The following is a 22067-nucleotide window of genomic DNA, read 5'->3' as shown; positions in this document are numbered from 1 at the left end:
GAGGTTACGGGGAGCAAGAAAGCCTCAGTGCTGCTTCACCGCTTCCCCAGGCGCCTTCTCCGGCAGCTTGTTCCCCTCCGAATCGATCTGCAACGGCCCCGTCCCCGAGAACCGGTCCAGCGCGAGGTAGATCACCGGCGTGATAAACAGCGTGATCACCTGCGAGAACAGCAGGCCGCCAACCACCGCCAGCCCCAGCGGCTGGCGCAACTCGGCACCGGCGCCCAAGCCGAGCGCGAGCGGCAACGCCCCCATCACGGCAGCAAAGGTCGTCATCATGATCGGCCGGAAGCGCAGCAGGCACGCCTGCCGGATCGCCTTCGCCGGTGTCATCCCTTGTTCGCGCTGCGCCGCCAGCGCGAAGTCGATCATCATGATCGCGTTCTTCTTGACGATGCCGATCAGCATCAGCACGCCGATCACGGCGATCAGCGACAGCTCGACATTGAAGATGAACAGCGTCAGCAACGCGCCAACCGCCGCTGAAGGCAACCCCGCCAGGATCGTCAGCGGATGGATATAACTTTCATACAGCACGCCCAGCAGCGTGTAGATCACCGCGATGGCTGCCACCAGCAGCACGATCTGCGTCGCCTGCGACGACTGGAACACCGCCGCGTCGCCGCCCCAGCTGGTAAAGATCGAGCTGGGCATGGCGATCTCCTGCCGGTAGCGGTCGATGCGTGCCGAAGCATCGCCCAGCGCCGCGCCCGGCGCCAGGTTGAACGACACCGTCACCGAAGGCAGCTGCCCCTGGTGGTTGACGGAGATCGGCCCGACCCGGCGCTCGGTGGTGGCGAAGGCTGAGACCGGCACCATCTGGCCGGTCTTGCTGCGCACATAGAGCTTGGAGAACGCGCTCTCGTCGGTGCGGTCGACATCGGCCGCCTGCAGGATCACGTAGTAGTTGTCGATCGGCGTATAGATGGTCGACACCTGCCGCTCGCCGAAGGCCGAGTACAGCGCGGTGCGCACGTCCTGCATCTGCACGCCCAGCGCATTGGCCTTGTCGCGGTCGATCGACAGGTGCGCCTCCAGCCCGGACTGCTGCGAATCGCTGGTGACGTCGCGGAAGATCGGATCGGCGCGCATCTTCGCCATCAGCTTGTCGGACGAGTCCTGCAGCTGGCCGGCCTTCACGCTCTGCAATGTGTACTGGTAGCGGCTCTTGCTCTGGCGCCCGCCCAGCTGCAGGTTCTGCACCGGCGCAAAGTACACCGCCAGGCCCGGCACTCCGGCAACATCGCGCCGCAGCGACTCGATCACCCTGGGCATGGCCTCGCGTTCGCCGCGCGGCTTCAGTTCGACAAACATGCGCCCGGTGTTGATGGCCGGCGACGGGCCGCCGCCGATGGCGACCACGATGCTCTTGACCGCGGGGTTGGCGCGCATGCGCTCGGCGGCGTCGCGCAGGCGTTCCGCCATGGCGTCGAAGGAGATGTCCTGCGGGCCTTCGGCGTTGACGCGGATCTGGCCGATGTCCTCTTCGGGGAAGAAGCCCTTGGGAATGGTGACGAACAGCACCGCGGTCAGCACGAAGGTCAGGCCCGCGACCGCAAGCACCGAGCGGCGGTGCGCCAGGCACCAGTCCAGCCCGCGCGCATAGCGGTGCAGCGTGAACTCGAACAGGTTCTCGAACCACTGCGTCGAGCGCATGCCCAGGGTCTGCTTCTGCGCCACGGCGGGCGGCGCCACATGGCCCGGCGCATGGTCGCCATAGGCGTGGTGCGACTCATCCACCGGCACGTTCTCGGCCGACAAAAAGCGCGCGCACAACATCGGGATCAGCGTCAGCGAGACCAGCGCCGAGACCAGGATCGCCAGCGACACCACCGCCGCGAATTCATGGAACAACAGCCCGATCACGCCGGGCATGAAGAAGATCGGGATAAACACCGCCACCAGCGAGATCGAGATCGACAGGATGGTGAAGCCCATCTCGCGCGAACCCACCAGCGCGGCCTTGAGCGGCGCCACGCCTTCCTCGATATGGCGCACGATGTTCTCGAGCATGACGATGGCATCGTCCACCACCAGGCCCACGGCGAGCGTGATCGCCAGCAGCGAGACGTTGTCCAGGCTGTAGCCGAACGCCTTCATCAGCGCTACCGTGCCGATCAGCGAGATCGGCAGCGACACCGTGGGGATCAGCGTGGCGGCGGCGCGGCGCAGGAACAGGAAGATCACCATCACCACCAGCGCAACGGTCAGCGCCAGCGTGAACTGCACGTCGTGGATCGATTCGCGGATCGAGCGCGAGCGGTCGTTGACCACCGACACATTGACCGAGCCCGGCATCTGCTGGATCAGGCGGGGCAGGGCGGCGTTGATCGCATCGACCACCGCCACGGTGTTGGCGTCGGGCTGGCGCAGCACCGCCAGCACGATCGAGCGCTCGTTGTTGAGCCAGCTGCCGGTCTTGATGGTCTCGACGCTATCCTCGACCTCGGCCACGTCGGAGAGCCGCACCAGCGCGCCGCTGGGCTGGCTGGCCACGATGATGTTGCGGAAGGCGTCGGCACTGGTCAGCTGCCGGTTGGCCTGGATGGTCAGGGTCTGGCGCGCGCTGTCGAGCGTGCCCACCGGCGTGTTGGCGTTGGCGCGATTGAGCGCCGTGGCCAGCTCGTCCAGCGTCAGCCCGCGCGCGGCGAGCGCATCGGGGTGGGCGCGCACACGCACGGCAAAGCGCTTCTGCCCGAAGATCTGCACCTGCGCCACCCCCGGCAGCGTGGCCAGCGTAGGCGAGATCAGGTTGTCGCCAAAGGCGTTCAGGTCAGCCAGGCTCATCGCCGGCGAGTTGATCGCCAGCAGCAGCACCGGCGCATCGGCCGGGTTGACCTTGCGGTACGACGGCGGCACCGTCATCTCGATCGGCAGCGAGCGCTGGGCGCGGAACAGCGCCGCCTGCACGTCGACGGCCGCATCGTCGATATCGCGGTCGTTGTTGAATTCGATGGTGATGCTGGAGTTGCCGAGCGTGTTCTGCGAGCTGATCACCGTCACGCCGGGGATGGTCGCGAACTGCTTCTCCAGTTGCGTGGCCACCGACGCCGCCATCGTCTCCGGGCTGGCGCCGGGCAGCGTGGCGGTGACCTGGATCACCGGCGAGTTGAAGCTGGGCAGCGCCGCGATCGGGATGGTCGGGTACAGCACGATGCCGGCGACCACCACCGCCAGGCACAGCAGCACTGTCATCACCGGGCGGCGGATGCAGAGTTCAGACAGCGTCATGGTTCAGTGCCCCGCAGTGGCGGTGGCCGGGCGGGCGGCGGCGGCCGAGGCGCCGGCGGCCGGGGCCTCGCGCACCAGCGCGCCGGGGCGCAGGTTCTGCATGCCTTCCACGACTACGCGGGCGCCGGGCTGCACCCCCTCGACCACGGCGGCGGCGGCAGTGGTGGTCACCACCTGCACCGGCACGCGCGCCACCTTGCTGTCGGGCTGTACCACATAGACAAAGCGGCCTTCGGGGCCGGTCACCACCGCCTGCGGCGGCACCGACAGCGCGCCCTTCAGGGTCTGCACCACGGCGTTGACGTTGGCATAGGTGCCCGGCCACAGCCGCTGCTCCTCATTGTCGAACTGCGCCTTGACGCGGATGGTGCCGTACTGCGGATCGACGGTGTTATCCACAAAGGTGATCCTGCCGGTCACCGGGGTCTTGCTGCCGTCGTTGGGCAGCGCGGTGACCTGCACCGGGCCGGCGTGCAGCGCCTCGCGCAGCGCGCCCAGCTGCCGCTCGGGCAGGCTGAAGGTGACGGCAATCGGCTGCACCTGGGCGATGATGACCATCGGCTGGGTGCTGTTGGGCAGCACCAGCGAACCCGGGAAGGCATTGATCACGCCGGTGCGGCCGCTGATGGTGGCGCGGATGGCGCCGTAGCTGACCGCCACGCGGCTGGCTTCGATCGCGGCCTGGTCGGCGCGCACGGTGGCGGCAAAGCCATCCACCTTGGCCTGGGCGGTGTCGACCGCGCTCTTGGAGATGAAGTTGCGCTGCAGCAGCTCCTGGCTGCGCGCGAGCGTGCGCCGGGCATCGGCCAGGTCGGCCTGGTCGCGCAGCAACTGGGCCTGCGCCTTGGCCAGGTTGGCCTCGTCCATGCGGGTATCGAGCGAGAACAGCAGGTCGCCCGGCTTGACGGTCTGGCCTTCCTTGATATGGACCGTGCGCACGGTGCTGGACACCTGCGGGCGCACCTCGACGGTGGACAGCGCGGTGACATTGCCATTGGCCGTGACCTGCAGCGGCACGTCGCCCTGCTGCACGCGCGCGGTGGACACCACCACGGCTGCCGGCGCCTTGGGCGCCGGCTTGGGCGCAAGCCAGGTACGCCAGGCAAACCAGCCCAGGCCGGCAATCACCAGCACCACGGCCACCACCGCCCACGGCGACACGCGGCCGCGCCCGGTTCCGGCGGCCGCCCTCCAGTTGCTGTCGACGAAGCCCTTGGGCTGGTCGATCCTGTCAGATTTCATATTTGTGTGGACCCTCTGCACCGCGTCTTCGCGCCACTCCCCGTAATCGCCCGGCTGGTTGTGCCCAGATGTTGCCGGTGCGCGTCGCGCAAAGACTCTACTAGTACCGCGCTTCGCCCGCCGGAGCCAGCGCCGCGTATTACAGTCCGTTACAGGGTTGCAAGGGTCTGGTAATGCCCGGCACCGGCAAACGCCGTCCGGGCCACAGGGGATGCCGGAGATGTGTGTGGCGGGGCGCTTGTATGGTTAGACAAACATTATCAGAAAAGCTGCCGCCGGCCATCGCGGCGCCACTGATTGACGCTGTCGACCGACAGTTCGCGTGGCCCGGCCTGCACAACCACGACATCGCCGGCGCGCACTTCTCCCTTCAGCACCACGCTGAGGTAGACCCCCGAGTAGCCGCTCTGGATCATGTCGCGCACCGCGTGGCGGTAGCCCAGCGCGGCATTGAACTTGTAGCAGGGCTTGCGCGGCGACTCCACCCGCAGCAGGGCCGTGCCCACGCGCACGAGGTCGCCGATCCAGAGTTGCGATTCAAGCAGCCCCTCCAGGGTCAGGTTCTCGCCGATGGCGCCAAACGGCAACGGCGGGCCTGACTCAGGCTGCCCGCACGCGCGGCGGCGCGCGTTCCACCACGGGTAGTGCTCGAAGGGATAGGCGTAGACCGCCTTGTCCAGGCCGCCGTGCACGGTCAGGTCGCCCTGTTCGTCGCCGGCCAGGCCCAGCGGCTGCACCTGTACCCGCAACGGGTGCAGCAGGGTGCTGACAGGGTGCTTGCGAATGCCCGACAGCACCACCGCCTCGGTGCCAGCCCCCGCGACCACCAGCGGGATGGCCTTGCCCAGGCTTACCGCCAGCACGCGCGCAAGGCCCGGCCGAGGTCTGGATTCGCTCACGTGCGCCCCCGCTTCGTGGTTGCCCTTCCGGCTGTGGAAAGGGTTGTGGATAAGCTGCGGATATGCCTGAGGATAACGGGGCGGATAACACTGTGGACAAGTGCTTGGTGCGGTCCCTCACAAGGAACCTGGCGGCGGGGAACCGCCTCGGGTTTCAGCCTTGCATCACACCTGCTGCGCCGCCTGCGGCCGCTGCCACTGGCAGCCTAGCGCCCGGGCGCGTTGCGATACCGCCAGCGCCACCAGCATCAGCGCCGCCGCGCCCCAGTGCAGCGTATCGGCGCCGGCCAGCGTATAGATGGCAGCCCCGGCCATGGCGCCGGCGGCCTGGCCCAGGTAGATCGACGAGGAATTGAGCGAGATCGACACCGATGCCCGCTCCGGGGCCAGCAGCACCAGCCGCGCCTGCTGCGCGCTGTTGGTGGCAAACCCGCCCACGCCCCACAGCATGAACAGCAACACCAGCGCCACGCTGCCCAACCCGGCCAGCGGCCACAGCACCATGGCCGTGATCGAGGTCAGCAGCGTGACCTGCACGATCCGGCTGGGCGTGACCCGGTCCATGCGCGACGCCGCCATGGCATTGCCGAACACGCCGCAGGCGCCGTAGGCCAGGAACATCAGGCTGAGCGCGCCACCGCTGATGCCGTATACGTCGCGCATCAGCGGGGCGATATAGGTGAACACGGTGAACATGCCCGCCGACGAGATCATGGTGGTCAGCACCACCAGCATGATCGGCTTGTGGCGCAGCACCGCGCCCCAGGCCTCGCGCCCGGCCGGCGGCACGGTCAGCCCGCGCGGCAGCGCGCGCCAGACCGCCGCCGACACCAGCAGCGCCAGGGCCCCGACCAGCGCCATGCTGACGCGCCAGCCCAGCGTGCTGGAAATCCACGTACCCAGCGGCACGCCCACCACGCTGGCAATGCTCCAGCCAAGAAACACAAAGCTGATGGCACGCCCGCGCGTCTGCGCGTTGACCAGCAGCGGCAATGTGGCGGCGGTCTGGGGCGTATAGATGGCCGCGCCGATCGCGGTCAGGAAGCGGATCGCCATCAGCGCCGCAAAGCTGGGCGCAAACGCGGCGGCCAGGTGCATCACGCCATAGACCAGCAGCGACCCGGCCAGCAGTAGCCGGCGGTCGATGCGCGAGCCCAGCGTGGCAAACAGCGGGGCGCCGATGCAGGTGGCCAGCGCAAACACCGAGATCAGCTGCCCGGCACTGGCCGCGCCCAGCCCGAAATCGCCGGCAATGTCGTTCAACATGCCGGTAACGATCATCGCACCGGTGCCAATGACGAAGTTGCCGACGCAGAGCGTCACTAGCCTGGGGTCCATGCCGGCCTTGGGAATAGGGATTGGCGCAGGAGGGCGCCTTGTTGTTGTCTGGGCTGCCGCGGGCCGTGGCAGGCCGGGCGGTAAGGGAAGTCCCGAGTGTAGCGGTTTCGTGGAATTCGCGTTCGCGGGGGATTGATGCCCGCTGCAGCCAACACCGTGCGAACGAGGCTCCCCTCGCCCGCCTGCGTGAGAGGGGGAATACCGGGCGGCCGGAGAAAACCCTCAGCGCGTCAGCACCGGCGCCAGCGCCTTCGGGTTGACGATGCAGTCATGGTTGCCGGCCAGCACGTCCAGGATGTTCTGGAACGCGGTGCGGAAGTACAGCTCGTAGCTGTCGCGCTCAACATAGCCCAGGTGCGGCGTGCAGATGCAGTTTTCCATGCGCAGCAGCGCGTGGCCCTGCAGGATCGGCTCGGATTCGAACACGTCGATCGCCGCCATGCCCGGACGGCCCCGGTTCAGCGCGGTGACCAGCGCGTTCTCTTCCAGCAGTTCGGCACGGCTAGTGTTGACGAACAGCGCCGTGGGCTTCATCCGGGTCAGGTCGGTCATCTTGACGATGCCGCGGGTGTCGTCATTGAGGCGCAGGTGCATCGACAGCACATCGCTGTCGGCAAACAACTGCTCCTTCGATTCGGCCACGCCCAGCCCGTCGGCAAGGGCGCCTTCCAGCGACGCCTCGCGGCCCCACACCAGCACCTTCATGCCAAACGCGCGGCCGTAGCCAGCCAGCAGCCGGCCGATCTTGCCATAGCCCCAGATCCCAAGGGTCTGGCCGCGCAGCACCTGGCCCAGGCCGAAATTGGGCGGCATCGTCGTCGATTTCAGCCCCGATTGCTGCCAGGCGCCATGCTTCAGGCTGGCGACGTATTGGGGAATGCGCCGCTGCGCCGCCATGATCAGCGCCCAGGTCAGTTCCGCCGGCGCCACCGGCGAACCCACGCCCTCGAGCACCGCCACACCACGGTCGGTGGCGGCATCCAGGTCGATATGGCTGCCGGGGCCGGCGCCGACCTTGCCGGTCTGGCTGATCAGCTTGAGTTTGGGCAGTTTTTCCAGCAGTTGCCGGGTGATGCGGGTGCGTTCGCGGATCAGAACCACGGCTTCGACGTCTGACAGGCGTGCGGCCAGCTGGCCCACGCCCTTGACGGTGTTGTTGAACACCTTGACGTCGTGCCCCTCCAGCAGGCTGAAGCAAGGCAGCTTGCGCACGGCATCCTGGTAATCGTCGAGTACGGCAATCTTCATCGGCAACTCTGGTTATGTAACGGTCTTGTGCCGGTTGGTGCGCGCGGCCACCGAGCAGCGCGCCGGCCAACAGTATTGTTGAGAAATATCGAAAAACCCGCGCCGGCCGGTGGCGGCGATTGTTGCATAGCAAAAAACAGGGGGGTGCGCCAGTGGTATCCTTGCCCGTTCCGGTGCCGCTGCGGATTGTCGGTCGAGCCTTGCTCCCGCCACGCGATCGCACCCGGACAAAGTCCGGCCAGCCCGCGCAGCCACCCCTGCGCGCGCGAAGCGCAACTGTAGCGCAGCCGCAGGGACCGCCGCGACCTTTTGCCTAAACGGGGCCGCCGCGGAGTTGTAACGGGATGTGTCGATCCGAGTGCGACCATCACTCCGGGCGTGTGACGGCCCCATCTGCCCGCTGGCCAGGCTTTGCAAGGATTCCTTCCCTTCCTTCCCTTTACGAACCTGGAGTTTGCAGTATGAACCACCCCACGATGCAAGGTACGGCGCCCGTCAATGCGCCGGCCTGGGTCAAGCACCCCAAGCTGGTGGCCTGGGTCGCGGAAATCGCCGCCCTGACCAAGCCTGACAATATCTATTGGTGCGACGGCTCCCAGGAAGAATACGACCGCCTGTGCGAGCAGATGGTCGCCGCCGGCACCATGAAGCGGCTGAACCCGGCCAAGCGCAAGAACTCCTTCCTGGCACTGTCGGACCCCTCGGACGTGGCGCGGGTGGAAGATCGCACCTTTATCTGCTCTGAAAAGCAGGAAGACGCCGGCCCCACCAACAACTGGACCGCACCCGCCGAGATGCGCCAGACGCTGAACGGCCTGTTCGACGGCTGCATGCGCGGCCGCACGCTGTATGTGGTGCCGTTCTCGATGGGCCCGCTGGGCTCGCCGATCGCCCATATCGGCGTGGAACTGTCCGATTCGCCGTACGTGGCGGTCAATATGCGCATCATGACGCGCATGGGCCGCGCGGTGTACGACGTGCTGGGCACCAACGGCGAGTTCGTGCCGTGCGTGCACACCGTGGGCAAGCCGCTGGCCGCCGGCGAGAAAGACGTGCCGTGGCCGTGCAACCCCACCAAGTACATCGTCCATTTCCCGGAAACGCGCGAGATCTGGTCGTTCGGTTCCGGCTACGGCGGCAACGCGCTGCTGGGCAAGAAGTGCTTTGCGCTGCGCATTGCATCGACCATGGGCCGCGATGAAGGCTGGCTGGCCGAGCACATGCTGATCCTCGGCGTGACCTCGCCCGAGGGCAAGAAATACCACGTCGCCGCCGCGTTCCCGTCGGCCTGCGGCAAGACCAACTTCGCCATGCTGATCCCGCCCAAGGGCTTCGAGGGCTGGAAGGTCACCACCATCGGCGACGACATCGCCTGGATCAAGCCGGGCCAGGACGGCCGCCTCTACGCGATCAACCCGGAAGCCGGCTACTTCGGCGTGGCCCCGGGCACCAGCGAGAAGACCAACTACAACGCGATGGCGACGCTGAAGGAAAACGTCATCTTCACCAACGTGGCGCTGACCGACGACGGCGACGTGTGGTGGGAAGGCATGACCAAGGAAGCGCCGGCGCACCTGGTCGACTGGCAGGGCAAGGACTGGACCCCGGAAATCGCCAAGGCCACCGGCGCCAAGGCTGCACACCCGAACGCCCGCTTCACCGCGCCGGCATCGCAGTGCCCGTCGATCGACGACAACTGGGACAACCCGGCCGGCGTACCCATTGATGCGTTCATCTTCGGCGGCCGCCGCTCGACCACCGTGCCGCTGGTGACCGAGGCGCGCAACTGGACCGAAGGCGTCTACATGGCCGCCACCATGGGTTCGGAAACCACCGCCGCGGCCGCCGGCCAGCAGGGCGTGGTGCGCCGCGACCCGTTCGCCATGCTGCCGTTCTGCGGCTACAACATGAGCGACTACTTCGGCCACTGGCTCGAACTCGGCAAGAAGCTGGAAGCCGCGGGCGCCAAGCTGCCGAAGATCTACTGCGTCAACTGGTTCCGCAAGGATGCCGACGGCAACTTCGTGTGGCCGGGCTTCGGCGAGAACATGCGCGTGCTGTCGTGGATGATCGACCGCGTGGAAGGCAAGGGGCAGGGCGCCGAGCATGTGTTCGGCACCACCCCGCGCTACCAGGACCTGAACTGGAATGGCGTGGACTTCACGCCGGCGCAGTTCACGCAGGTGACCTCGATCGATCGCGATGCGTGGCAGCAGGAGCTGGCGCTGCATGACGAGCTGTTCACCAAGCTGCGGCATCGGCTGCCGCAGGCGCTGGCCGAAGTGCGGGCGGCACTGGGCAAGCGGCTGGACGGCTGATCGCGCCACGGTTCGCGCAGTTCGCGATAAAGACGCCCGTCTCTGCCGAGACGGGCGTTTTTTATCCCGCCTCGCTATCCCCCAGTGTCTCCACTGCGTACTTCACCAACCCCGCCCGCCCCTCGATCCCCAGCTTGCGCTTCAGGTTCAGCCGGTGCGTCTCCACCGTGCGCACCGACACCCCCAGCTGCGCCGCGATTTCCTTGTTGGCGAGGCCGCGCCCGATCCCGCGCAGGATGTCGCGCTCGCGTGGCGTGAGCGCATCGAGCGGCCCTGTGGCGGGGCTCTGCTCGGCCATGCCGCGTGCAATGCGGGCGCTGTAGAAGACCCGTCCGGCCAGCACGGAGTGGATCGCCGCCATCAGCTCGTCGGCGGGCGCGTCCTTGAGCACATAGCCGCGCGCACCGGCACGCACCGCCTGGCGCACATACTCCAGGTTGTCGTGCATCGACACGATCAGCACCGCCAGCTCCGGATAGCGGTCATGCAGCGCCGCGGCCAAGGCAATGCCGCCCATGCCGCGCATGCCGATATCGGTGATAACCAGGTCGGGCAGCTCGGCGGCACCGGCACGGTCCAGCCACGCCAGCGCGGCCTCGCCATCGTCGGCTTCGCCCACCACGCGCAGGCCGGGCTGCAGCGCCAGGTGCATGCGCATGCCGTCGCGCACCAGCGCATGGTCGTCGATCAGCAGCACGCGGGCGGGTACTTCGGTGGAATCGGCAAAAGACTGGGTCATGACGGCGAGGGTCCTGCTGAAACGGGATCGTGCGCAATGGCCGCGGGCCTGGCCAGCGGCAGTGAAGCGACCAGCTGGGTGCCGCCCGTGCCCGAAACGATGTCGAACTGCCCGCACAGCGCGGCGATGCGCTCGCGCAGGTTGCGCAGGCCGATGCCGCGCTGCGGGTCCTCCTGCATGCGCGCCACGTCGAAGCCATGCCCGTCGTCGCGCACGGTGAGGCGCGTGGCATCGGCATCGAAGGCCAGCGCCACCGCGACCCGGCGCGCGCCGGCATGGCGCTCGACGTTGGTCAAGGCTTCCTGGGCGATGCGGAACAGCGCCGTGGCCTGCTCGTCGGGCAGTTCGCGCGGGGTGCCGCTCTGGGTCACCGCAATCTCCAGCCCGCTGCCGCCCTGCATCTCGCGCGCCAGGTGCTGCAGCGCGGCGTGCAGGCCCAGGTCGTCGAGCAGGGCGGGGCGCAGGTTGCGCGCCACGCGGCGCACTTCATTGAACACGGTATCGAGCCGGTTCAGCGCCATGCCCAGCACCGGCGCCACCGCGGCGCCTTCGGCCGGGGCCAGGCGCAGGCGGTTGGTAGCGGTTTCCAGCACCAGCTTGACCGACACCAGCAGCTGGCTGATGCCGTCGTGCAGCTCGCGCGAGAGCCGGGCGCGCTCTTCTTCCTGCGACTGCACCACGCGCTGCGCCAGCTGGCGCAGCTTGGCGTCGGCCTCGCGGTGCTCGCTGACGTTCAGCGCCAGGCCGCTGGCGGCGACCAGCAGGATGCTGATGCCGGCAATCACGCCGATCCAGGCCATGGTCTGGCGGATATCGGTCTCGGCACGGGCGTCGAGCTGGCGCAGCGTGCTTTCCACGTCATCCAGGTAGATGCCGGTGCCCACCATCCAGCCCCATTCGGGCACCGCCACCACATAGCCGAGCTTGGGCGCCAGCTGCTGCGACGAGGGCTTTCTCCACAGGTAACGCACCGCGCCGCCACCGCCCTTGGCCGCGGCGATCAGTTGCTGGATGGTCAGCGCGCCCTGCGGGTCGCGCAGCGTCCACAGGTCCTGGCCGACCAGTTCGGGCTGGCGCGGGTGCATCAGGTTGCGGCCGTGCAGGTCATACAGGAAGAAATAGCCGTCGGGGCCGTAGTCCAGCCGCGCAAGTGCCTCCATCGCGGCCTGCCGGGTGGCGGCGTCGGTGCGCCCGGAGCGCACCAGCGGCGCGATCGCGCTCTGCGCCAGTTCTACGTAGTGGCGCAGCTCGGTTTCCTTGCTCTGCAGGTAGGCGGCCTCGACCAGCGCGCGTTCATGCTGCGCGAGCTGCGTGGCCTGGAAGCGCACGGCAAGTGCGATGCCCAGCATGGCGACCGCAAGTGGCGCCACGGCTAGCAACAGGATCTTCTGGCGGAGTTTCATACAGGTGCGGGGGGACCGGGGGTAAACACCGATGCCGCGCAGGCGGCATGCCACCGTCGATTTGCGTAGTACTACGCAGAAGTGCTGCGTAGTTACGCGCTTGTGCGGGGTTTGGCGGGTGTCAATACTACACGCCGAACGCGCCGCCGCCCCAGCAGGGCGCATGCGCGGACGCAGCTGGTGCACCGTCCACACCCGGACGGTGCGTCGCCTGCCTGCAAGACGAGATCCGGAAACGACGACACAACCGGGCGCGCAGCAGCTATCCCAGGAGACACCTCACCGCCGGATTGCCCCCGCTGCCCGCCCTCGGCGCACCCCCGCTGCCGATCCTGCCAGTTGCCTGTTACCAGTCTTTCGCCGCCGCAGGCTATCCATATCCCGGTCTGAGGAGACCCTTCACTATGAATCGCATCGGAGAACACCTGGTGTGGCTGGCTGTCGCCGTCCTTGGCGCGTTTGCCTTCGGCACTGTCGCGCTGGCGCGCGGCGAGGCCGTCAGCGCGCTGTGGATCGTGGTTGCCGCGCTCTGCATCTACCTGATCGCCTACCGCTACTACAGCCGCTTTATCGCCGACAAGGTGATGCAGCTCGATCCCAAACGGATGACGCCCGCGTGGCGCCATAACGACGGCCTGGACTACGTGCCGACCAACAAGGCGGTGCTGTTCGGCCACCACTTCGCCGCCATCGCCGGCGCCGGCCCGCTGGTCGGCCCGGTGCTGGCCGCGCAGATGGGCTATATGCCGGGCATGCTGTGGCTGCTTGCCGGCGTGGTGTTCGCCGGCGCGGTGCAGGACTTCATGGTGCTGTTCATCTCCACGCGCCGCGACGGCCGCTCGCTGGGCGACCTGGTCAAGTCCGAGATGGGCACGATCCCGGGCATGATCGCGCTGTTCGGCTGCTTCATGATCATGGTCATCATCCTGGCGGTGCTGGCGCTGATCGTGGTGAAGGCGCTGGCCGACTCGCCGTGGGGCACGTTCACCGTGGCGGTGACGATCCCGATCGCGCTGTTCATGGGCATCTATACGCGCTATATCCGCCCGGGCCGCATCGGCGAGGTGTCGGTGATCGGCTTCGTGCTGCTGATGCTGGCCATCATCGGCGGCCAGTACGTGCACGAGAGCGCCGTGCTGGCGCCGCTGTTCACCTATGACGGCAAGGCGCTGACGTGGATGCTGATCATCTACGGCTTTATCGCCGCCGTGCTGCCGGTGTGGCTGCTGCTGGCGCCGCGCGACTACCTGTCGACCTTCCTGAAGATCGGCACCATCATCGCGCTGGCGGTCGGCATCCTGATCGTCGCCCCGGACCTGAAGATGCCGGCCTTCACGCAGTTCGCGCAAGGCGGCGGGCCGGTGTGGTCGGGCAACCTGTTCCCATTCCTCTTTATCACCATCGCCTGCGGCGCGGTGTCGGGCTTCCACGCGCTGATCTCGTCGGGCACCACGCCCAAGCTGCTGGAGAACGAGACCCACGCGCGCTTTATCGGCTACGGCGCGATGCTGGCCGAATCGTTCGTCGCGATCATGGCACTGGTGGCCGCCTCGGTGATCGAGCCGGGCGTGTACTTCGCCATGAACAGCCCGGCGGCCGTGATCGGCACCACGCCGGAAGCGGTGGCGCACGCGGTCTCGACCTGGGGCTTCGTGATCACGCCGGACGTGCTGGTGCAGACCGCCAAAGACGTCGGCGAGAACACCATCCTCTCGCGCGCCGGCGGCGCGCCGACGCTGGCCGTGGGCATCGCCCATATCCTGCACCAGGTGGTGGGCGGCCAGGCCATGATGGCGTTCTGGTACCACTTCGCCATCCTGTTCGAGGCGCTGTTCATCCTGACCGCCGTCGACGCGGGCACCCGCGCCGGCCGCTTCATGCTGCAGGACCTGCTGGGCAGCTTTATCCCGTCGATGCGCAAGACCGATTCGCTGATCGCCAACCTGACCGCCACCGCGCTGTGCGTGGCGGCGTGGGGTTACTTCCTGTACCAGGGCGTGGTCGATCCGCTGGGCGGCATCAACACGCTGTGGCCGCTGTTTGGCATCTCCAACCAGATGCTGGCCGCGGTGGCGCTGGTGCTGGGCACCTGCGTGCTGGTCAAGATGAAGCGCGGCCAGTACGCCTGGGTCACGCTGGTGCCGACCGTGTGGCTGCTGATCTGCACGCTGACCGCCGGCTGGCAGAAGCTGTTCCACGCCGATCCCAAGGTCAGCTTCCTGACCCACGCCGCCAAGTTCAGCGCCGCCATTGCCGAAGGCAAGGTGCTGGCCCCGGCCAAGTCGATGGAGCAGATGCACCGCATCGTCTTCAACGACTACCTGGACGCCGGCCTGTGCGCGCTGTTCATGCTGGTGGTGCTGTCGATCGTGTTCTACGGCTTCAAGACCGCGCTGCAGGCGCGCGCCGCGAAGCGCCCGACCGACAAGGAAACGCCGTTCGAGCCGCTGCCGGGCGCCGCCTCGGCCCAGTCCTGATACCGGAGCCCGCCATGCTGGAACAACTCGGAACGATGGGGCGCTACCTGGGGCAGTCGCTCAGGCTGATGGTCGGGCTGCCCGACTACCAGACCTACGTGGCCCATATGGAAAGCACCCACCCGGACCGCGCGCCGATGAGCTACGAGGAGTTCTTCCGCGAGCGCCAGGAGGCACGCTACGGCGGCGGGCAGGGCAAGTGCTGCTGAGCACACGCTGAACGCCGCCGTCCTGCGGGCCGGCGGCATACAAAGCAGACAGGCGATCACTTGATCGCCTGTCTTTTTATGAAGTGTTGCGTGTTTGCCGCGCTTTTGTAATGCACGGATACCGTTTCTGTAGCGGGTTACAGGGCTTTACAGGTGGTTACAGCAAGGGTGCGGCACCTTCTCTACACTTGCGACACATCATGGCAATTCGAGGAAAAAAGATATGACTCGCCATCCCGTTCGCAACCTGACCATTGCCCTCGCCCTGGCGGCCTGCGCGCTGCCGGCCGTCGCGAGCGACATGAACAACGCCCTGGGCGGCGCACTCGGCGGGGTCGCCGGTGCCGCCGTGGGCGGCGCGCTGGGCGGTAGCACCGGCGCAGTGATCGGTGGTGCAGTGGGCGGCGGCGCCGGTGGCGCAGTTACCTCCAACCGCCGCGAGCGCACCGGTGCCATCATCGGCGGCGCGCTGGGCGGCGGTGCCGGCACCGCGGCTGGCAATGCCATGGGCGGCCGCACCGGCGGCCTGATCGGCGCCGGCCTGGGCGGTGGCGCGGGCGCGGCGCTGGGCGGCAACGTCTCGCGCAGCAACTCGTACGACAATGACCGCCGCTATTACAACAGCAGCTACAAGCGCAAGAAGCACAAGCACCACCATCGCCACCACTACGACGACTAAGAAGCCGTAGGGGTCAGCAAAACGGGCCGTCATGGCCCGTTTTTCATTTGCGGCGTCTGGCATAATCGTTCGCCAGTGGTTGCAAACCTGCCGGATGCAGAAACAAAGAAGCCCGCAACCGGAACCGGTGCGGGCTTCTTCTCCAATAAAGGCGGAGAGGCTGCTAGGCGCTCCCCCAAGGACCTGTGGAGACCAGGTTTGAAGCAGGCGGGGCCGCACAAGGGGAGGAAGCTGCCCCGGGGATCGCGCTGCCAGAGACCGCCGGGGAGACGGGCCTGGGGTGGCCAGGCGGCCTTACAGCGGCGCGCGATCGGTGGTGGTGTCGTACTTGCCGCCTTCGGTGTAGGTGTCGAACTTGCCGGCGCGGGCACCCTCGGCGAAGGTATCGAACTTGCCGGCGCGGGCGCCGTCGGTGTACGGATCGAACTTGGCTACCTTGGCGCCGTCGGTGAACACATCGAACTTGCCGTTCTTGGCAAAGGCCGGTGCGGCCGACAAGGCGGCGGCGAGGGTAGCGACAGCGATCAGGGCGTAGCGGTTGGTTTTCATGATTCAGGCCTTCTCTATTGCATGGATGCCTGATTCATCACTTCGACGAAAGACTATGTTGCATTGCGGCATCCGATGGCTAGATATTAGGCATTTCCCTCATATCAATAAATATCAGGATCCACAATGATTAGTTTTGATTCGAACAATAAAATAGGCTGATTACGTAAGAATTCAGCGCAGAACCGGGAGACTGTGTCATGGATCGCCTGCAATCGATGCGTGTGTTTTCCAAGGTGGTGGAACTGGGAAGCTTCGCGCGTGCAGCGCAGCAGTTGGAAATGTCCAACGCGGTGGTGACGCGCTACGTGGCCGACCTGGAGAGCCATCTGGGCACGCGCCTGCTCAACCGCACCACCCGCAGCCTGTCGCTGACCGACGCCGGCGAAACCTACCTGCAGCGCTGCCAGCAGATCCTGGAAGACGTGGAAGAAGCCGAAAGCGTGGTCACGGCGCGCAGCCAGTCGCTGTCAGGCACGCTGCGGCTGGTCACCCCGGTGATGTTCGGCCTGCACCTGCTGCCGGAATTGCTGGCGCGCTTCCAGCAGCTGTATCCGGACGTGGTGTTCGACGTGATCCTGTCGGACCGCAATGTCGATATCGTCGAAGAAGGCCGCGACGTGGCCGTGATGCTGTCCGACCTGGGCCTGGGCTCGCACCTGGTGGCGCGCCCGCTGCTGTCGGCCGAGGTGATCCTGTGCGCGTCGCCGGGCTACGTGGCGGCGCACGCGCCGATCCGCCATGCCCATGAACTCAGCCACCACCGCTGCATTGCCATGCGCCTGCCCAGCGCCGAGCACGAATGGACGCTGCTGGGCCCGGAAGGCGAGGTGACCGTGCCGATCCGCCCCGGGCTGCTGTGCAGCAATGCCGAACTGGCCCACCAGGCGGCGCTGGCCGACATGGGCGTGGCCATGCTGTCGTCCTACCTGGCGCGTCCCAATATCGAATCCGGCAAGCTGGTGCATGTGCTGCCGCAATACCAGCTGCCGCGGCGCGACGTCAGCGTGGTCTACCCGAGCCGCAAGTTCTTGCCGACCAAGGTGCGCGCCTTTATCGACTTCCTGCTCGAAGAAGGGCAGGTACGGGGCAAGGAAGCGCAGCCGGCGCCAGCCGCCAGCCACGGCGCGCAAGCCGTGCGCACCTGAGCGGCTGCCCGGCCGAGCCAGCCAAAGCAAAACGCCCGGTGATGCCGGGCGTTTTGCCGTGACGCGCTGACGCTTACTCGCCGGCGGCCGCCGCGCGCGACTTCTTGGCCGCGGCGGTCTTGGCGGGGGCCTTCTTGGCTGCCGCCTTCTTGGCCGGTGCCTTGGTGGCCGGAGCCTTGGCGGCTGGCGTCTTGGCCGCGGTCTTCGCTGCCGTCTTGGTTGCCGGCGCCGCCTCGGCCGTGCCATTCGATGCCGCCTTGGCCGTGGTCTTCGCCGCCGTCTTGGCGCCCGCCTTGGGCTCGCGCGCCTCGAACTCGAAGCCGATCTTGCCGTCCGGCTGCTTGACCAGGAAGGCCTTGAAGTTGCGGCCGGTGCGCGACGACTTGAACCCCGTCAGCAGATCGGTCTTGCCGTCGGTGAGCAGCTTGCCGATCTGCTCGCGGCTGATTTCCTGCTGCAGGATGATCTTGCCGGTGGTGAAGTCGCAGCTCTTGGGGCTGGTCGTGCTGTTCTCGCAGACGTACTTCATGCCGTGCTCGAACACCGAGCCGCCGCACTTCGGGCAGGTGCCCACCGGCTCCTGGCCGCTGAAGTCGACCGGCTCGCCGTCGTTGTCGTCGTCGTTCTGGCCGAAGTCGAATTCCATCTTGTAATGGCCTTCGTCGTCCTTGCCCAGCTTGAGGATGGCGGCGAACGGACGGCCCATCTTGCTGCGGAAGCCCTGCAGCGGACCGATTTCCTTCTTCAGCAGCAGTTCTTCGACCTCTTCGATCTCGAACTGGCGCCCGCCCGGGATCTTGCTGATCGAGAACTCGCACGCGGTGCAGGCAAAGCGGCGGTAGTTCTCCTTGACCTGTCCGCCGCATTGCGGGCACGGCGTGTCCAGCGTGGCGTAGTCGCCCGGGATGGTGTCGCTGTCGTATTCCTTGGCGCGCTTGACGATCTGCTGCGTCATCTGCGCGATCTCGAGCATGAACTCGTCGCGCTTCATGCGCCCGCGTTCGATCTGCGAGAGCTTGTGCTCCCATTCGCCGGTCAGCTCGGCCTGCGTCAGTTCCAGCACGCCCAGGCCGCGCAACAGCGTCATCAGCTGGAACGCCTTGGCGGTCGGGATCAGCTCGCGGCCTTCGCGCACCAGGTATTTTTCCGTCAGCAGGCCTTCGATGATGGCCGCGCGCGTCGCCGGCGTGCCCAGGCCCTTGCCGGCCATGGCCTCGCGCAGCGCGTCGTCGTCCACCAGCTTGCCGGCGCCTTCCATCGCCGACAGCAGCGTGGCTTCGTTGTAGCGCGCGGGCGGCTTGGTGGTCAGGCCGACGCTCTCGACCTTGTCGGTCTTGACCTTCTCGTCCTTGGCCACCGGCACCAGGTTGGCGGCGTCCTTGTCGCCCTGCGCCTCGCGGCCGTAGATCACCAGCCAGCCCGGGTTGACCAGCACCTTGCCTTCGGTCTTGAAGTGGTGGCCGGCGACTTCCGTGATGCGGGTGGTGACCTGGAACTCGGCCGCCGGGAAGAACACCGCCAGGAAGCGGCGCACCACCAGGTCGTACAGCTTCTGCTCCGGCTCGGACAGGTTCTTGGGCGCCTGCAGCGTCGGGATGATGGCGAAGTGGTCGCTGATCTTGCTGTTGTCGAAGATCTTCTTGTTCGGCTTGACCCAGCCCTGGGCCAGGATCTTCTTGGCGTGCGGCAGGTAGTTGGGCGAGCTGTCGGCCAGCATGTCCATGGTCTGCTTGACCGTGTCCAGGTAGTCCTCGGGCAGCGCGCGCGCATCGGTACGCGGGTAGGTCAGGACCTTGTGCTTTTCATACAGGGCCTGCGCCAGGCCCAGCGTGTTCTTGGCCGAGAAGCCGAAGCGCGAGTTGGCCTCGCGCTGCAGCGTGGTCAGGTCGAACAGCGCCGGCGACTGTTGCGTCGACGGCTTGGATTCCTCGGTGACCGTGCCGGTCTTGTCGCGGCAGGCGGCGACGATGCTCTTGGCCTCGGCCTCGCTCCACAGGCGCGATTCGCGCGCCTCGGGATCGAACTCGCTCTTCTTGAACCTGGGGTCGAACCAGCGGCCTTCATACAGGCCGGCGGCGGCGATGAACTCGGCCCGCACTTCCCAGTAGTCGCGCGGCACGAAGTGCTTGATCTTCTCTTCACGCTCCACCACGATCGACAGCGTCGGCGTCTGCACGCGGCCCACGGTGGTCAGGAAGAAGCCACCGCCCTTGCTGTTGAAGGCGGTCATGGCGCGGGTGCCGTTGATGCCGACCAGCCAGTCGGCCTCGGAGCGGCAGCGCGCGGCGTCGGCCAGCGGCAGCATGTCTTCGTCTTCGCGCAGGCTGGCGAAGCCATCGCGGATCGCCTGCTGCGTCATCGACTGCAGCCACAGCCGGCGCACCGGCTGCTTGGCCTTGGCCTGTTGCGCGATCAGCCGGAAGATCAGCTCGCCTTCGCGCCCCGCGTCACAGGCGTTGATCAGGGCGGTGACGTCCTTGCGCTTGATCAGCCGGTTCAGCACCTTCAGGCGCGACTCGGTCTTGGCGATCGGGCGCAGGTCGAAATGCGGCGGGATCACCGGCAGGTTGGCGAAGCTCCACTTGCCGCGCTTGACCTCGTATTCGTCCGGCGCGGCGATCTCGACCAGGTGGCCGACGGCGGAGGACAGCACGTAGTCGTCGCTCTCGAAATACTCGTCGTGCTTGGTAAACCCCCCGAGGGCACGGGCGATATCCGCCGCGACCGACGGTTTTTCCGCGATGATGAGGGCTTTTGACATGGGAAGGGTCCTTGCGAGCTGCATCCGGCAACCCGCGAATTGCACTACAAACGAAGTAATCAGAACGCCGGGGGGCTATGAGGCGCCAATAATAAGCGCGCTTTCGACGGCGGTGCAAGCAAGCCCCGCCGCCGACCCAGTCGCCGCCTAGGCGGCGCTGCTCCCCCCGGCAAGCAACCAGTCCAGCACCTGCGGCACGTCTTCGGCACTCGCCGGCATCGCCGCACCGCGGCTCAGCATGCGTTCCAGCACCTCGATGTGCGGCAGCAGGGTGCCATAGAACTGGGGCGTGCCGCCCGACGCAGGCTGCACCAGCAGCGTCGGGAAATTCTCAATATCGATATCGCCAAGCGCATCCGCGTGCGTCTCGATGTCGATCCAGACGAAGCAATCCTCCGGATGGCGCGAGGCCAGCGCGGTCAGCGCCGCCAGGTAGTCCCGGCACGTGCCGCACCACTGCGCGCACAGGCAGGCCACCAGGCGGCCCTGCGGCCGCGCTGCCAGGCACCCGGCAATGGCGCCTGCGTCACGTTCTGGAAAGTAAACGGTCATGGCATCGGAAACATGAGGCGCCCGCGGCACGCGGGCTGCCGGCGATTGTATCGGTATTGCGCTGCAGCTCACCCAAGCCGCCGGAACAGGTTTCCCGGTAGACGCTCGGCGTGCCCGGCCAGTTCCAGTTCCAGCAGGCGCGCCGCGGCGGCTTCCGGCGGCTGGCCGCTGCGCTCGCACAGCGCATCCAGCGTAACCGGATCGTAGCCGAGAGCGGCCAGCAGGGGGTCGGCGTGGCCGGCAAAGTCAGAAAGATCTGGTTGCTCCGGTACGGACGCGGGAACGCGCGCGGCAGCGGGGCGGGCAGGTGCCGGCAGCAGGTTGATCTCTTCCAGCACATCCTCCACGCGCTCCACCAGCTTCGCGCCCTGGCGGATCAGCAGGTGGCAGCCTGCTGACAGCGGCGCGTGGATCGAGCCCGGCACCGCAAATACCTCGCGCCCCAGGTCGGCCGCCAGCCGTGCGGTGATCAGCGAGCCCGAGCGCGCCGCGGCCTCCACCACCAGCACCCCGCGCGCCAGCGCGGCGATGATGCGGTTGCGGCGCGGGAAGTTGGCAGGCAGGCCCTGCATGCCGAGCGGGAATTCGGTAACGATGGCGCCGCGCGCGGCCACTTCGTGCGCCAGCGCCAGGTTCTCGGCCGGATAGACCCGGTCGGCCCCCGTACCCGTAACAGCGACGGTACCGCCGCAACCCTGCAGCCCGCCGGCATGGGCGGCGGCATCGACGCCCAGCGCCAGCCCCGAGACCACCGCCAGCCCCGACTCGGACAGCGCCCGCCCAAACGCCTGCGCATCGCGCTTGCCCTGCTCGGTGGCGCCGCGCGCGCCGACGATGGCCACCGCAGGACGCGCCAGCAGCGCGGGATCGCCCTTGATATATAGCAGCGGCGGCGGGTCGGGCAGGTCGAACAGGCGGGCAGGGTAGGCGTCGTCGCCAAACGTGACCAAGTGGTTGCCGGGCGTGCCGAGCCAGGCAAGAGTGCGTTCGACCAGTGCCGGCAGCCCGGTGCCGGGCCTGGCCAGCACCGCGCGGGCGTGTTTCTTGGGGACGACGGACGACAGCGCTGCCACGCTCTGCGCCAGGATCTGCTGCGGCAACCCGAATGCGGTCAGCAGCAGGCGCACCGTGACCGGGCCGACGCCGGGCGCGCAGGCGAGCTGCAGCCACGCCTTCAGCTCGTCGGGATCGCGCATGGTGAGCTGCCGGGCAGCGCCGGCATGGCAAAGGGAAGCGGCGGCCGCCGGGGCCGCCTGCGATGTCGCCAAGGCCGG

General features: G+C 67.4%; 16 protein-coding genes. 5 read left to right on the top strand and 11 right to left on the bottom strand.

Annotated elements, in window-relative coordinates:
• Positions 1 to 24 precede the first annotated feature (24 nt).
• From AC3WLE_RS14480 to AC3WLE_RS14460, 5 genes are all read right to left on the bottom strand, one after another.
• On the bottom strand, positions 25 to 3231 hold the full coding sequence (locus AC3WLE_RS14480; RefSeq protein WP_492352291.1) for an efflux RND transporter permease subunit: 3207 nt from the start codon (positions 3229 to 3231) through the stop codon (positions 25 to 27).
• 3 nt (positions 3232 to 3234) lie between these two features.
• Positions 3235 to 4473, bottom strand: coding sequence for an efflux RND transporter periplasmic adaptor subunit (locus AC3WLE_RS14475; RefSeq protein WP_492321344.1), 1239 nt, complete (start codon positions 4471 to 4473; stop codon positions 3235 to 3237).
• 260 nt (positions 4474 to 4733) lie between these two features.
• The gene (locus AC3WLE_RS14470) at positions 4734 to 5372 is read right to left on the bottom strand and encodes an MOSC domain-containing protein (RefSeq protein WP_011616272.1); all 639 of its coding nucleotides are present in this window, start codon (positions 5370 to 5372) and stop codon (positions 4734 to 4736) included.
• Positions 5373 to 5537: 165 nt separating this feature from the next.
• Complete coding sequence (locus tag AC3WLE_RS14465) at positions 5538 to 6710, bottom strand: MFS transporter (protein WP_492321345.1); 1173 nt, start codon at positions 6708 to 6710, stop codon at positions 5538 to 5540.
• A gap of 222 nt (positions 6711 to 6932) precedes the next feature.
• Entirely contained in the window at positions 6933 to 7958 is a 1026-nt protein-coding gene (locus AC3WLE_RS14460; protein ID WP_492321346.1) for a D-2-hydroxyacid dehydrogenase family protein, read from the bottom strand.
• A gap of 461 nt (positions 7959 to 8419) precedes the next feature.
• Here AC3WLE_RS14460 and AC3WLE_RS14455 point away from each other — a divergent pair, with 461 nt between their 5' ends.
• Positions 8420 to 10276 (top strand): phosphoenolpyruvate carboxykinase (GTP), encoded by a 1857-nt coding sequence (locus AC3WLE_RS14455; protein ID WP_492321347.1) that lies wholly within the window; start codon positions 8420 to 8422, stop codon positions 10274 to 10276.
• Positions 10277 to 10337: 61 nt separating this feature from the next.
• Here the strand turns inward: AC3WLE_RS14455 and AC3WLE_RS14450 are convergent, their stop codons facing one another.
• Together AC3WLE_RS14450 and AC3WLE_RS14445 are read right to left on the bottom strand one after the other, a co-directional pair.
• Positions 10338 to 11015, bottom strand: coding sequence for a response regulator (locus AC3WLE_RS14450; RefSeq protein ID WP_492321348.1), 678 nt, complete (start codon positions 11013 to 11015; stop codon positions 10338 to 10340).
• Positions 11012 to 12418, bottom strand: coding sequence for a cache domain-containing protein (locus AC3WLE_RS14445; protein ID WP_492321349.1), 1407 nt, complete (start codon positions 12416 to 12418; stop codon positions 11012 to 11014). The genes AC3WLE_RS14450 and AC3WLE_RS14445 overlap by 4 nt, the downstream gene beginning before the upstream one ends.
• 404 nt (positions 12419 to 12822) lie before the next feature.
• Between AC3WLE_RS14445 and AC3WLE_RS14440 the strand changes: the two genes are divergently transcribed.
• From AC3WLE_RS14440 to AC3WLE_RS14430, 3 genes are all read left to right on the top strand, one after another.
• Positions 12823 to 14895, top strand: coding sequence for a carbon starvation CstA family protein (locus AC3WLE_RS14440; protein ID WP_492352652.1), 2073 nt, complete (start codon positions 12823 to 12825; stop codon positions 14893 to 14895).
• Positions 14896 to 14909: 14 nt separating this feature from the next.
• Positions 14910 to 15104, top strand: coding sequence for a YbdD/YjiX family protein (locus AC3WLE_RS14435; RefSeq protein WP_012354346.1), 195 nt, complete (start codon positions 14910 to 14912; stop codon positions 15102 to 15104).
• Positions 15105 to 15327: 223 nt separating this feature from the next.
• The gene (locus AC3WLE_RS14430; RefSeq protein ID WP_340523080.1) at positions 15328 to 15783 is read left to right on the top strand and encodes a YMGG-like glycine zipper-containing protein; all 456 of its coding nucleotides are present in this window, start codon (positions 15328 to 15330) and stop codon (positions 15781 to 15783) included.
• A 294-nt stretch (positions 15784 to 16077) separates the two neighbouring features.
• On the opposite strand, the gene AC3WLE_RS14425 is transcribed toward AC3WLE_RS14430, so the two are convergent.
• The gene (locus AC3WLE_RS14425; protein ID WP_492321351.1) at positions 16078 to 16332 is read right to left on the bottom strand and encodes a hypothetical protein; all 255 of its coding nucleotides are present in this window, start codon (positions 16330 to 16332) and stop codon (positions 16078 to 16080) included.
• 200 nt (positions 16333 to 16532) lie between these two features.
• Between AC3WLE_RS14425 and AC3WLE_RS14420 the strand changes: the two genes are divergently transcribed.
• Positions 16533 to 17480, top strand: a complete 948-nt coding sequence (locus tag AC3WLE_RS14420) for a LysR family transcriptional regulator (RefSeq protein ID WP_010811330.1) — start codon at positions 16533 to 16535, stop codon at positions 17478 to 17480.
• A 73-nt stretch (positions 17481 to 17553) separates the two neighbouring features.
• Here the strand turns inward: AC3WLE_RS14420 and AC3WLE_RS14415 are convergent, their stop codons facing one another.
• The 3 genes from AC3WLE_RS14415 to dprA form a co-directional block, all read right to left on the bottom strand.
• Positions 17554 to 20241: a DNA topoisomerase III gene (locus tag AC3WLE_RS14415; RefSeq protein WP_492352653.1), complete on the bottom strand. Its 2688-nt coding sequence runs from the start codon at positions 20239 to 20241 to the stop codon at positions 17554 to 17556.
• A 147-nt stretch (positions 20242 to 20388) separates the two neighbouring features.
• Positions 20389 to 20793, bottom strand: coding sequence for a thioredoxin family protein (locus AC3WLE_RS14410; RefSeq protein WP_011616267.1), 405 nt, complete (start codon positions 20791 to 20793; stop codon positions 20389 to 20391).
• 68 nt (positions 20794 to 20861) lie between these two features.
• Positions 20862 to 22061, bottom strand: a complete 1200-nt coding sequence (dprA, locus tag AC3WLE_RS14405) for a DNA-processing protein DprA (RefSeq protein ID WP_492321572.1) — start codon at positions 22059 to 22061, stop codon at positions 20862 to 20864.
• Positions 22062 to 22067 lie beyond the last annotated feature (6 nt).

Source organism: Cupriavidus sp. FW306-1B-F12B, assembly GCF_058781795.1.
The sequence above is the reverse complement of the archived record's forward strand: the minus strand, read 5'-3'. Positions and strand labels throughout refer to the sequence as shown.

What these genes read in the sequence shown, in the direction of transcription:
- AC3WLE_RS14410 (WP_011616267.1), bottom strand. Translation starts at nt 20,793, where the DNA reads ATGACCGTTTACTTTCCAGAACGTGACGCAGGCGCCATTGCCGGGTGC.
- AC3WLE_RS14440 (WP_492352652.1), top strand. Translation starts at nt 12,823, where the DNA reads ATGAATCGCATCGGAGAACACCTGGTGTGGCTGGCTGTCGCCGTCCTT.
- AC3WLE_RS14465 (WP_492321345.1), bottom strand. Translation starts at nt 6,710, where the DNA reads ATGGACCCCAGGCTAGTGACGCTCTGCGTCGGCAACTTCGTCATTGGC.
- AC3WLE_RS14480 (WP_492352291.1), bottom strand. Translation starts at nt 3,231, where the DNA reads ATGACGCTGTCTGAACTCTGCATCCGCCGCCCGGTGATGACAGTGCTG.
- AC3WLE_RS14425 (WP_492321351.1), bottom strand. Translation starts at nt 16,332, where the DNA reads ATGAAAACCAACCGCTACGCCCTGATCGCTGTCGCTACCCTCGCCGCC.
- AC3WLE_RS14420 (WP_010811330.1), top strand. Translation starts at nt 16,533, where the DNA reads ATGGATCGCCTGCAATCGATGCGTGTGTTTTCCAAGGTGGTGGAACTG.
- AC3WLE_RS14445 (WP_492321349.1), bottom strand. Translation starts at nt 12,418, where the DNA reads ATGAAACTCCGCCAGAAGATCCTGTTGCTAGCCGTGGCGCCACTTGCG.
- AC3WLE_RS14415 (WP_492352653.1), bottom strand. Translation starts at nt 20,241, where the DNA reads ATGTCAAAAGCCCTCATCATCGCGGAAAAACCGTCGGTCGCGGCGGAT.
- AC3WLE_RS14455 (WP_492321347.1), top strand. Translation starts at nt 8,420, where the DNA reads ATGAACCACCCCACGATGCAAGGTACGGCGCCCGTCAATGCGCCGGCC.
- AC3WLE_RS14460 (WP_492321346.1), bottom strand. Translation starts at nt 7,958, where the DNA reads ATGAAGATTGCCGTACTCGACGATTACCAGGATGCCGTGCGCAAGCTG.
- AC3WLE_RS14450 (WP_492321348.1), bottom strand. Translation starts at nt 11,015, where the DNA reads ATGACCCAGTCTTTTGCCGATTCCACCGAAGTACCCGCCCGCGTGCTG.
- AC3WLE_RS14435 (WP_012354346.1), top strand. Translation starts at nt 14,910, where the DNA reads ATGCTGGAACAACTCGGAACGATGGGGCGCTACCTGGGGCAGTCGCTC.
- AC3WLE_RS14430 (WP_340523080.1), top strand. Translation starts at nt 15,328, where the DNA reads ATGACTCGCCATCCCGTTCGCAACCTGACCATTGCCCTCGCCCTGGCG.
- AC3WLE_RS14475 (WP_492321344.1), bottom strand. Translation starts at nt 4,473, where the DNA reads ATGAAATCTGACAGGATCGACCAGCCCAAGGGCTTCGTCGACAGCAAC.